The sequence below is a fragment of the Achromobacter sp. Marseille-Q0513 genome (assembly GCF_018195695.1).
Lineage (GTDB): Bacteria > Pseudomonadota > Gammaproteobacteria > Burkholderiales > Burkholderiaceae_B > Achromobacter.
Genome location: NZ_JAGTJY010000056.1, coordinates 20,237 through 31,431, shown reverse-complemented (window position 1 = coordinate 31,431; position 11,195 = coordinate 20,237). Strand labels below are relative to the sequence as shown.

Below are 11,195 nucleotides of genomic sequence, written 5' to 3'. Positions count from 1 at the left end.
CGCCGCTGCGGTCATTGGCCTGCTGGCCCACGTTGATGGGTATGAGTCGTTGCATAGGGATCCGTATTCAGGAAAGGAATCGCAGGGATGGGGTTCGGAAACGAAAAAAGCCCGCTGCATGGGCAGGCGGGCTTTCGGTGAGGATGGATGCGCGGGACGCGACTTCCCCTCGACGGATCGACTATAGGCGCGCTCCCGTGCCCATACAAGGCTTGTGCGACACGCCAGAGCAAGAGCGCCGCAAGCCTGACCGCCATGCGGCGCCGAGTCCCCGCGTGCTATGTTTGAACGCCCGCCCCAACAGGAAGGAACTCCATTGCGCACCCTGCTCCGCCATGCCCGCCTGTCCCGTTGCCTGCGCAGCGCCAGCCTGGCCGCCGCGCCATTGATGCTCGCCGCCACGGCCCAGGCCGCCGCCGTGTTCGACGCGGGCGGCCTGCGCATCGACGCCGCGCAGCAGAGCCAGCGCGACGTGAACACCGGCCAGAGCCAGACATTCCGCATCACCTCCGCCTCGTTCCAGGGCGAAGCGCTGTGCGGCCCCGGCGGGACGCTCGGACGCTACCTGCATCCCGATGACGCCAGGCTCGCCAAGCGCCCCTATTACTGCCTGAACCCCGTCCTGCCCGTTGGCCCGGACAGCGTGCTGATGTTCTTCCGCGATTCGAACGAGACCTTTCTCGCCGGCCTGACGGCGCGCGGCGGCCGCCTGCGCGTGGAGCGTCTGCGGCTGTCCGAGGACGAGGCGCGCGACACGGTCGAGACCCGCAAGCTGCTGGATGCGCGCATGCCCGGCTGGAGCCGGGTGCAGACCGACTGGACCGAGACCGCGCTGGTACGGCACGATTCCCTGCAGGTCGTGCGCCTGGGCGCGGGCATGCTGCTCGACATCGACGGCGACACCGCCTTCCTGATGACGCCGCCCGGTGAGACCGTCGTGCGCCAGGAACCGAACCGGCTGGTGACGGGGCCGGGCGGAGCGAGCTATGTGGAACAGGGCAAGGTGATCACCCGCAAAACGCCGCTGACGTTCCGCGCCGTGCGCTGGCGCGACGGCGCGGAGCTGGCCAGGCTGGAGATCAAGGATGCCTGCCTCCAGGCGCCGCAGCTGGACCTGGACGGCCGGCCGTCCAGCGGCAAGAACGCGCAGGTGGCCTACGCCGACGTGCCCGCGTGGCGCGCGCGCACGCTGTCCTATGTGCCCGGACGCAATGCGCGCCTGCTGCTGGCGCCGGGCGCGGAACTGCCGCGCGCGCCGGGCTGCGCAGCCCGCTGAGGCCGCCCCCCGCGACAGCGGCGCTGACCGGTCAATTCGGCTGCAAGCCGATCTGCCGCACCACCTTGCCCAGCGCGTCCAGGTCCGCCCGCGCCCGTTCGCGCGCCTCCTCGGGCGTGCCCACCACCGGCACCCAGCCCGCATCGGTCAAGCGCTTGCGCGCTGCGGGTTCGCCCAGCCCCGCCACCAGCGCGGCGTTCAGCCGCTGGATGACCGCGTCGGGCGTGCCGCGCGGCGCGGCCAGGCCGAACCAGCCCACGGCCGAGAATCCGGGCAGGCCGGCCTCCTCGGCCGTGGGCACGTCCGGATAGGCGGCCACGCGATACTTGCTGGTGACGAACAGGCCACGGACCTTGCCCGCCTGGATATAGCCGGCCTGCGCGGCGGCGTTGTCGATCATCGAGTCCAGGTGTCCGCCCATCAGGTCGTTGACGGCGGGCGCGCCGCCCTTGTAGGCGATCACGTTCAGATCGATGCCGGCGGCGTTCTGGAACAGCATCTGCGTCAGGTGCGCCTGGGTGCCGATGCCGGCGTTGGCCGAGGTCACGCCGCCGGGCGTGGCGCGGGCCTTGCGGATGAAGCCTTGCAGATCGCGCTCGGGCGCATCGGCGCGGGTGACGAAGACAAAGGGGATCTCGACCAGCGTGGTGATGGGCGCGAGGTCTTCCGTGGGCTTGAAGCGCAGCTTGTAAAGATGCGGGCTCACCGCCATCGCGCCGCTGGCGGTGAAGGCCAGCGTGTGGCCGTCGGGCTGGGCGCGGGACACGTACTCGAGCGCGATGGTGCCGCCCGCGCCGGGCTTGTTCTCAACGATCACCGGCTGGCCCAGCGCCTTCTGCAATACTTCCCCGACCACGCGGCTGAGCGTGTCCGAGGCCGAGCCGGGCGCGTAGGGATAGACGATGGTGATGGGTTTGGACGGATACTGCGCCTCGGCCTGCGCGCCGGCGGGCGACAGCCCGGCCAGCAAAAGCGCGGCCAGCACTCGCTTGATGTTCATGGTGTTTCCCCTGTGGTCGTATTGTCGTGTGATCGGTCCAGATGGATCTGCTGCAGCAGCGGCACCGCCATCGCGCCGTAGACGCGCAGGACGGGCAGCATGTCCTCGCCATACCAGCCCGCCTCGTGCAGCAGATTCAGCGAGCCCAGCGTGCGCCCGTTCCAGCGCACCGGCACATTGACGGCCGATTCGCAGCCCAGCGACAGGATCAGCGCGTGGTCGGGAAAGGCGGCGCGGATGGCGTCGGCGTCGGCGCAGAAGCGCGGCTCGCCCGCCTCGATGACGCGGGCATGGAACTCGCCGCCGGGCACGATGGGCTTGGCGCCGCCGGGCGGATAGGCCAGTGGCGCGCTGCTGTAATGGCGCACGCTCAGGCCGCGCGTCCAGTCCAGCGCCAGCACGGTGAACAGCCGATGGCCCAGGTCCCGCGCCAGCGCCGCGTCCAGCTGCCGCAGGCCGGCCTGCGGCTGTGAGCCGCCGGCCAGCGCCCGCGCCAGGGCCGGTGCGCCCGTCAGTTCAAAGGACCGTGGCATAGTCGAGCGTCTTGGGCGTGGCGGTCAGGGTGCGCGGCTCGCGGCCCACGACCACGGTATCGTCGATGCGGAAGCCGCCGATGCCGTAGACGTACAGGCCGGGCTCCACGGAATACACCTCGTTGTCTTCCAGCGGCCGATGGCAGAACGCCATGTTCTCCGGATACTCGTGATGGATGATGCCGATGGCATGGCCGGTGCGGTGCCGGATGTGGGCGGCGTAGCCCGCGCGCTCGATCACCGCCTGCGCGGCGGCGTCGATGCCGCTGACCGGCTGGCCACTGACCGCGGCCTCGATGCCGGCCAGGTTGGCGTCGCGCGCCGCCGTCCACAGGGCTGCCTGCTCGGCGCTGGGCCGGCCGCAGAACCAGGTGCGTTCGTTCTCGATGGCCAGCCCGTTCAGGCGCGGAATCAGGATATTCACCAGCACGTCGCCTTCGCGGATGCGCGCGCCGCAGGACGCGCCGTCGCCATGCGGCGACGCGGACGCCGGGCCGCTCAGCGTCCAGGCCCGGATCACCTCGAACTGCTCGCCCGGAAAGCGCTCGGCGGCTTCCTGCACCCATAGCGCGGCCATCGCGCAATCCAGCTCCTGCACCAGCCGGCCCGGACGGATGTTCTCGCGGTAGCGTTCCTGCAACCAGTCAGCCAGCGAGCCGATCGCCGCCATCACCGCGAGTTCTTCCTCGTGCTTGCGCCAGCGCAGCGCGCGGCATTCGCGGGTGCAGGGCAACAGGCGCAGGTCGGGCAGTTGCGCGGCCGCGGCGGTCAGCGCCGGGCTGCCGCCCTCCACGCCGATGCGCGCCCGCGCCAGGCCGGCCCGCGCCAGGCGCTGCGCCAGCAGCTCGGGCAGCTCCGACGGCAACGGCAGGCGCTCGACCACGCGCGGATGCTCGGCGTAGAAGCTGACGTCGGTGATCCAGACCTTGCCCTGTTCGCGCGAGAAGCGCATGTGGTTGGTCGAGAGCTCGTTCATCACCAGGAAACCATCGCCGTCGCGCGGCACCACGGCGTATATGGGCCGCTCCCAGGGCAGCACGTCGGTATGGAAATTGGTGGCGAACTGGAAGAAGTCGGCCGAGGTGAACACCAGCGCGTCCAGGCGCAGCGCGTCCATCAGGTCATTCATCTGCTGGCGGCGGTGCCGCCAGACGGCAGTAGTCAGTCTGGGCATGTCGGATACCGGAAGTGGTGGGGTGCTACGGGTATTCTGGTATCGCCAACCATGGCCGACAAATGAATAATCCTGAGCTTTCCATTAGCGTTTACTCATACTTGACGGAGCCACGGCATGGATTGGAACCTGGACCACATCGCCTGGGCGCGCCGGCTGAAGCTGCGGCACCTGGAGATTTTCCTGACGCTGGCGTCAGCCGGCAGCGTCACCGCCGCGGCCCGCCTGATGCACATGACGCAGCCGGCGGTATCGCACTGGCTGAGCGACATCGAAGACCTGGTCGGCACGCCGCTGTTCCTGCGCAACCGGGGACTGCGCCTGACCGAAGCGGGCGAAGTCCTGGCGCGGCATGCGCGCCGCATGCTGGGCGACCTGCGCCGCACCAGCGAGGAAATCGAGTCCGTGAAATCCGGCATCGCCGGCCGGCTGCACGTGGGCACGGTGCTGTCGGCCTCGCCGGTGCTGCTGCCGCGCGCCATCGCGGCCCTGCAGCGCGAGTTCCCCGGCATCTACGTGGAAGTGGTGGAGGGACTGGTGACGCCCCTGATCGAGCGCTTGCAACGCCATGAACTCGACCTGATCGTCGGCCCGCTGGATGTGCGCGGTCATCAGGCCGGACTGCGCATGGAACCGCTGATGCGCGACACCTTCAGCATCGTGACGCGGCCCGGCCATCCGCTGGCCCGGCTGCGAAGGCCCGGCTGGAAAGAGGCCGCCGCGCATCCCTGGATCATGCCGCCGGCGGGCACGGTATCGCGCGGCAGGCTGGAAGAGGCCTTCGCCCAGGCCGGCGTGGCCACGCCCTCGCCGCGCATCGAGACCGCCTCGCTGGTGGCGCTGCAGGCGCTGCTGCACGAAACCGGCTATGTGTCGACGCTGGCCAGTTCGGTGGCGCAACTGTACAAGCGCCTGAAATTGGTCGACATCGTCAAGCTGCCCGAGCCGCTGGCTTTTGGCGCGGTGGGTATGATGTGGAGCGCCGACGCGCCCAGCCGCGTGCTGGCGCAGCTGCAGGACAGCCTGCGCGCCACCGCCGGCATGCAGCAGGCGGCCGGCTGAACCGGCGCCCCCCATTCACGAAGAGAGAGCCCGTGCAGATCGTTTCCGTACGCGACGAACCCGCCATCCGCCTGGATGCCATCCGCTACTTCCAGCGGCAATGGGCCAGCGCGGACACCATGATGATGTACGACGATGCCATCACCCGCTGCATCGGCGCCGAGAACCCCTTGCCGCAATGGTATGTGCTGCGCGACGGCGCGCGCCTCGTCGGCTGCGCCGGCCTCATCACCAACGACTTCATCAGCCGCGGCGAACTGTATCCGTGGCTGTGCGCGCTGCATGTGGAGCAAGACCTGCGCGGCCGCAACCTGGGCGAACGCCTGATCCGGCACGCGGCGGACCATGCCCGCGCGCTGGGCTTCAGGTCGCTGCACCTGTGCAGCGACCTGCGCGGCTACTACGAGAAGTTCGGCTTCCAGCCCGACGGCGTCGGCTACCACCCGTGGGGCGAGACGGCCCAGGTGTACAGCCTGAGGCTGTAGCGCTGGGCCGTCCGGCCTCAGGGCGCCGGGTTCGGATGGCGCGCGTGGATTTGCGCGATGCCGTCCAGCGCTTCCTGCGGCAGCGTGACCTCCGCGCTGTCGATGTTCTCCTTGAGCTGCGCCAGCGAGGTCGCGCCGATCAGGTTGCTCGTCACGAAGGGCTGCTGGTTGATGAAGGCCAGCGCCAGGTGCGTCGGCGACAGGTCCAGCCGGCGCGCCAGGGCCACGTACTCGGCGGTGGCGGCCTCGGCCTGCGGATTGCTGTAGCGCGTGAAGCGCTCGTAGCGCGTCAGGCGCGCGCCCTCGGGCCGGGCGCCGTCCAGGTACTTGCCGCAGAGCATGCCCATGGCCAGCGGCGAATAGGCCAGCAGGCCCACGTCCTCGTGGCGCGAGAATTCCGACAGGCCGCTCTCGAACACGCGGTTGAGCAGGCTGTAGGCATTCTGGATGGACACGATGCGCGGCAGCCCCTGGTTCTCGGCGTGCTTGAGGAACTGCGCCACGCCCCAGGGCGTTTCGTTGGACACGCCCACATGGCGCACCTTGCCCTCGCGCACGAAGTCCTGCAGCACGGACAGCGTTTCCTCGATGGCCACGGTCTGCTCGCCCTCGGTCCAGGGATAGGCCAGCTTGCCGAAGGTCGCCGTGGTCCGGTCGGGCCAGTGCAGCTGATACAGGTCCAGGTAGTCCGTCTGCAAGCGCTTCAGGCTGGCATCCAGCGCGGCGGTGAGGTTCTTGCGGTCCAGGAAGGTCTTGCCGTCGCGGATGTGGCCGGGACGCTTGGGGTCGCGCACCGGGCCGGCGACCTTGCTCGCCAGCACCACGTCCTGGCGGCGCTTGCGGCTGGCCAGCCAGGTGCCGATATAGGTCTCGGTCAGGCCCTGGGTCTGCGCCAGCGGCGGCACGGGGTACATCTCGGCCGTGTCGATCAGGTTGATGCCGCGCGCCAGCGCGTAGTCGAGCTGCTCGTGCGCCTCTGCCTCGGTGTTCTGCTCGCCCCAGGTCATGGTGCCCAGGCCGATCAGGCTGACGTCCAGGCCGCTGCGGCCGAGTTTGCGGTATTTCAAGTTCTGCTCCCTGCGGATGGGTGGGGCCGAGCCTGGGACAGGCGCGCGGGTCCCGGAAAGGCGACACCATACCGCAAGTCGCTTGGCAATCCGCTGACGGGCCGCCGCCCCGTCCGGCCCGCGATCCCCGCCACGGCGCGCCAGGCCGGCCTGCGCCCGGGCAGCAAGGCGATACACTGCGTCATCGTCCCGCGCTTCGCGCCATAAGTTCATGAAAAACAAATCCATAGGCGGCCTGGTCTATTCCACCGACGGCGGCCGCATGTGCCCCGCCTGCCGCCGCCCCGTCGCCGCCTGCGCCTGCCAGGCCGCCGCGCCGGCCCCCGCCGGCGACGGCGTGGCCCGCATCTGGCGCGAGAGCAAGGGCCGCGGCGGCAAGAGCGTGACGCTGGTACGCGGCCTGCCGATGGCCGGCCCGGCGCTGGAGCAGCTGGGCAAGCAGCTGCGCACGGCCTGCGGCAGCGGCGGCACCGTCAAGGACGGCGTGATCGAGATCCAGGGCGACCACCGCGAACGCGTCGCGCAGGCGCTGGCAAAGCTGGGCCATCGCGCCAAGCTGGCCGGCGGCTGAGACGCGCCCCATTCATCGCCGGCCACGCGGCCGGCCCTGCCAGGCAAGAGCATGAGCACGACTGATATCGACCTCGAACCCGCCGCCGTGAGCGGCTGGCACGCCCACGTGTATTTCGACGCGGCCAGCCGGGACGCGGCCCATGCGTTCCGCGAACGCGTCATCGCGCGCTTCGGCGACAGGATGGAGATGGGCCGCTTCCACGAGAAGCTGGTGGGGCCGCACCCGTGCTGGAGCTACCAGATAGCTTTCCCGCCGGCGGAGTTCACCGAGATCATGACCTGGCTGGCGCTGAACCACGGCGCGCTGGACGTGTTCGCGCATCCCAACACCGGCGACTCGCTGCGCGACCACCGCGACTGCGCGGTCTGGCTGGGCCGCAGCCATGCGCTCAACCTGCGGGCGCTGGGCGGCTGACCGCCAGCCAGCACGGCGCCGCCGTCAGGCGTGCATATAGGCCGCGTAGATCTGCGCCAGCCGCGCCGCGTCGATGCCCTGGCGCTGCTCCAGCGCCAGCGGATGATCGGTGGCTTCCAGCTCGATATAGGGCCGCACGCCGTCGTCGCGCAGATGGACATGGGTTTTCAAGCTGCCTTCCGTTTCCGGATAGACCTTGAAGCTGGCGGACAGCCAGCCGAAGAACGGCCCCAGGTGCGCGCGCCGGGGTTCATCGTAGCTGTCCAGGTACTGGCCGAAGCTGGCTTCGCTCAGCGACACCCAGACGCCCCAGACGAAGGGCTCGTCCGCCCCATGCACGGGGATCTCGATGCAGCCGCGCACGAAGAAGTACTTGCCGTCGACGACGCAGACGTCGGACGACAGCTCGCAGCGCGCGGCGCGCTCAGGCTCGGGAATCAGGTAGTAGAACAGCGGCGCTTCGGCGTCGAAGGCCGGCATGCCTTCATGCCACTGGCCGCAGGCCTTGCATTCGAAACGGAACATGGAAGTCTGGGCCGGCGGACGCCGGCGCGGCGTGGAAACGCCCTATTGTGCCGCAAGGCGGCGCGGCGGGAAGTTCCGCCGCGCCGCCCGATCCCTTAGCCGTGGCTCAGGGCCAGCGCCGGACCGGCCTGGCGCTGGTCGCCGCGCAGCTTGAAGCGCGCCACCGTGCCGGCCAGCGCGCGTGCCTGGTCGTTCAGCAGCGCGGCCGCGGCGGCCGACTGCTCGACCAGCGCGGCGTTCTGCTGCGTGGCCTGGTCCATGTCGGAGACGCTGCGGTCGATCTGGCTGATGCCCACGCTCTGCTCGGTCATGGCGCCGTGGATCTCGGTGACCAGCCGCTGCACGCGGTCGATGCCCTGCACGATCTCGGTCATGGTGACGCCGGCGGCCTGCACGCGCTGGGTGCCGCTCTTGACATTCTGCACCGAGGCCTCGATCAGCGCCTTGATCTCCTGCGCCGAGGCGGCGCTGCGCTGGGCCAGCGTGCGCACCTCGCCCGCCACCACCGCGAAGCCGCGGCCCTGTTCGCCGGCGCGCGCGGCTTCCACCGCCGCGTTCAGCGCCAGGATGTTGGTCTGGAAGGCGATGCCGTCGATCACGCTGATGATCTCGGTGATGCGTTCGGACGACTGCGAGATCGCGCCCATGGTGTGGACCGCGTCGGACACCACCTGGCCGCCGCGCTCGGCGGCGGTGCTGGCCTCGGTGGCCAGGCGCGTGGCCTGCTCGGCGGTCTCGGCGGTCTGCTTCACGCTGGAAGTCAGCTGGGTCAGCGCCGCCGAGGTTTCCTCCAGCGAGCCGGCCGAGGTCTCGGTGCGTTGCGACAGATCGCGGTTGCCCATGTCGATCTCGCTGGTCGCGGTGCTCATGGAGCCCACGCCGGCGCGCACGTCCAGCATCACGGTGCTGATCTTGTCGACGAAGGCGTTGAAGGACTTGGAGATCTGCGCCACTTCATCGTGGCCCACCACGTCCAGCCGGTGCGTCATGTCGCCGTCGCCCGAGCCGATCGTGTCCATCGCGTCGCGCACGGCGGACAGGCGCTTGAAGGCGCGCGAGGTGATCAGGCTGGCGATGGCCAGCGCGGCCAGCGTCAGCACCACCAGCGCGATCAGCGTGGCGTTGAACACCTGCGTCAGTCCCACCGTGGCCTCGGCCTTGTCCAGCGCCACCACCAGGTACCAGTCGGTGCCGGGAATGCGCTTGGCCTTGACCAGCTTCTCGGCGCCGGCCAGCGTGATCACCGCCGGCTCGCCGCCGTCGCGCGCCAGGCCCTTGAGCGCCTCGGGCTTGAGCTCGGGCGCGACCTCGGTGGCGGGCTTGAGCGCGAACTTGTCGTCCACGTGGGAAATCACCTGGCCGTCGCTGCCCAGCACGAAGGCCAGGCTGGACGGCGTCGGATGGATGGCCTGGATGATGGCCTTGACGCCGTCCAGCGCGACCGCGCCGCTCAGCGCGCCGATGGTCTTGCCTTCGCGCACGATGGGCGTGGTGAAGGCCACGTAGGGCTTGCCGGTGCCGGAATCGCCGTAGGGCTTGGTCACGGTCAGCTTGCCCGATTCCACCGCGCTCTTGTACCAGGGGCGCGAGGTCGGATCGTAGTCGGCGGGCGTATTGGCCGTGGAAAAGAAGGTCTTGTCGGACCAGCCGATGCTGGTGATGGGGAAATCGTTGGTCTGGCCCATCAGGCGCGTCAGTCCGCGCGGGTCGCCCTTTTCCACCACGGCGGCGGTGGCCGAGACCGCCTGGGCCTTGTCCGCCGACCAGCGCTCGATGGCGCTGGCATTGCCGTTGGCCACCGCGTCCAGCGTGCCGGCGATGGCCGACATCATGTTGTCGCGCACGATCTTGTAGGTGGTCACGCCGGAAAGGGCCAGCGCCCCCACCACGGTCAGCCCCGTGATCAACAGGATCCGGTTGCGCAGCGAAGTAATTTTCATGCTCTCATCTCAATGCATCGGCCCGGGCCGGGCCCGGCCAGCGGCGGCGTTTCCATCCGGAACGCGCGCCGCCTCACCAAACTTACGGCAGCGGGGGCCGCGACTTTAGCCACGCAGCGGGATTAGATTGTCGACACGCAAGGGAACGGGCTCGTCCCGCAGCGTGAACTCCGCCATCTTGCGGTTCATCGCCGCCGCCTGCGACAGCAGGTTTTCCGACGCCGCGGCCGCCTCTTCCACCAGCGCGGCGTTCTGCTGCGTGATGTCGTCCATCTGCGCGATGGCCTGGTTCACCTGCTCGATGCCCGCCGTCTGCTGGGCCACCGCCGCGCCGATGCCGCCGACAAGGCCCGAGACCTCGCGGATCTCGGTCACCAGACCCTGGATCACGGCGCCCGCGCGCGAGACCTTGGCCGCGCCGCCCTCGATCTGCTCGACGGACAGCTGGATCAGGTCCTTGATCTCGCGCGCCGCCGTGGCGGACTTCTGCGCCAGGCTGCGCACCTCGCTGGCGACCACGGCGAAACCCTTGCCCTGCTCGCCCGCGCGCGCGGCCTCGACCGCCGCGTTCAGCGCCAGGATGTTGGTCTGGAAGGCGATGCCTTCGATCACGCCGATGATCTCCGAGATGCGGGCCGCGCTGCCCTGCACCGCGCCGATCGCCGCATTGGCCTCGCGCGCCGCCGCCCCGCCCTGGTCCGCCAGCTCGGCCGCGCCCTGGGCGCGCTCGCCGGCGGCCAGCGCCTCGGCCGCGTTCTGGCGCGCCGTGGCCGTGAACTGTTCCATCGAGGCCGCGGTTTCCTCCAGGCTGGCGGCCTGTTCCTCGGTGCGGCGCGACAGGTCATGGTTGCCGGCGGCGATCTCGCCGGCCGCGCCTTCGATCGCGGCGGCCCCGGCCTGCACCTGGCGCACCGTGCCGCTCAGGCCCTCGCTCATCCGGTTCAGCGACGCCAGCAGCCGGGCCGTCTCGTCGCTTCCCTGCGGCGCGGCGCGCGCGCTCAGGTCCGACTCGGCCACGCGCTGCGCCAGCGCCGCCGCCTCGGCCAGCGGCCCGGCGATCGAGCGCGCGATCAGCCCGCCCAGCGCGAGCGCGGCCCGCGCCAGGACGGCCAGCACGCTCCACCGCGCCATCTGCTCGCGGCCGG

At 70.2% G+C, this 11,195-nt stretch carries 12 protein-coding genes; 5 read left to right on the top strand and 7 right to left on the bottom strand.

The window, feature by feature from the left end; translation table 11 throughout:
* Positions 1-316 precede the first annotated feature (316 nt).
* Positions 317-1,276, top strand: coding sequence for a hypothetical protein (locus tag KDH83_RS13960; protein WP_212316692.1), 960 nt, complete (start codon positions 317-319; stop codon positions 1,274-1,276).
* Between the two features lie 31 nt (positions 1,277-1,307).
* On the opposite strand, the gene KDH83_RS13955 is transcribed toward KDH83_RS13960, so the two are convergent.
* From KDH83_RS13955 to KDH83_RS13945, 3 genes are read right to left on the bottom strand one after another with little or no spacing between them, the layout of a single operon-like run.
* The gene (locus KDH83_RS13955; RefSeq protein ID WP_212316690.1) at positions 1,308-2,276 is read right to left on the bottom strand and encodes a tripartite tricarboxylate transporter substrate binding protein; all 969 of its coding nucleotides are present in this window, start codon (positions 2,274-2,276) and stop codon (positions 1,308-1,310) included.
* On the bottom strand, positions 2,273-2,809 hold the full coding sequence (locus KDH83_RS13950; RefSeq protein WP_212316688.1) for a GAF domain-containing protein: 537 nt from the start codon (positions 2,807-2,809) through the stop codon (positions 2,273-2,275). The genes KDH83_RS13955 and KDH83_RS13950 overlap by 4 nt, the downstream gene beginning before the upstream one ends.
* Positions 2,793-3,983 (bottom strand): Xaa-Pro peptidase family protein, encoded by a 1,191-nt coding sequence (locus KDH83_RS13945; protein ID WP_212316686.1) that lies wholly within the window; start codon positions 3,981-3,983, stop codon positions 2,793-2,795. The genes KDH83_RS13950 and KDH83_RS13945 overlap by 17 nt, the downstream gene beginning before the upstream one ends.
* 117 nt (positions 3,984-4,100) lie before the next feature.
* Between KDH83_RS13945 and KDH83_RS13940 the strand changes: the two genes are divergently transcribed.
* Entirely contained in the window at positions 4,101-5,045 is a 945-nt protein-coding gene (locus KDH83_RS13940; protein ID WP_212316684.1) for a LysR substrate-binding domain-containing protein, read from the top strand.
* A gap of 32 nt (positions 5,046-5,077) precedes the next feature.
* A complete protein-coding gene (locus tag KDH83_RS13935) occupies positions 5,078-5,530 on the top strand; it encodes a GNAT family N-acetyltransferase (RefSeq protein ID WP_212316682.1) in 453 nt (150 codons plus the stop codon).
* Positions 5,531-5,547: 17 nt separating this feature from the next.
* On the opposite strand, the gene KDH83_RS13930 is transcribed toward KDH83_RS13935, so the two are convergent.
* Positions 5,548-6,597, bottom strand: a complete 1,050-nt coding sequence (locus KDH83_RS13930; protein ID WP_212316680.1) for an NADP(H)-dependent aldo-keto reductase — start codon at positions 6,595-6,597, stop codon at positions 5,548-5,550.
* A 211-nt stretch (positions 6,598-6,808) separates the two neighbouring features.
* On the opposite strand from KDH83_RS13930, the gene KDH83_RS13925 reads away from it, so the two are divergent.
* A complete protein-coding gene (locus KDH83_RS13925; protein ID WP_212316678.1) occupies positions 6,809-7,168 on the top strand; it encodes a translation initiation factor Sui1 in 360 nt (119 codons plus the stop codon).
* Positions 7,169-7,219: 51 nt separating this feature from the next.
* The gene (locus KDH83_RS13920; protein WP_212316676.1) at positions 7,220-7,585 is read left to right on the top strand and encodes a DOPA 4,5-dioxygenase family protein; all 366 of its coding nucleotides are present in this window, start codon (positions 7,220-7,222) and stop codon (positions 7,583-7,585) included.
* Positions 7,586-7,609: 24 nt separating this feature from the next.
* Here KDH83_RS13920 and KDH83_RS13915 read toward each other — a convergent pair whose 3' ends face one another.
* The 3 genes from KDH83_RS13915 to KDH83_RS13905 form a co-directional block, all read right to left on the bottom strand.
* Positions 7,610-8,110 carry a DUF2199 domain-containing protein gene (locus KDH83_RS13915; protein ID WP_212316674.1) on the bottom strand — a complete coding sequence of 167 codons (501 nt, stop codon included), beginning with the start codon at positions 8,108-8,110 and terminating at the stop codon, positions 7,610-7,612.
* Positions 8,111-8,205: 95 nt separating this feature from the next.
* Entirely contained in the window at positions 8,206-10,050 is a 1,845-nt protein-coding gene (locus tag KDH83_RS13910; protein ID WP_212316672.1) for a methyl-accepting chemotaxis protein, read from the bottom strand.
* A 105-nt stretch (positions 10,051-10,155) separates the two neighbouring features.
* Positions 10,156-11,195, bottom strand: a 1,040-nt coding sequence (locus KDH83_RS13905) for a methyl-accepting chemotaxis protein (protein WP_212316670.1), incomplete at its 5' end; no start/stop codon positions are given.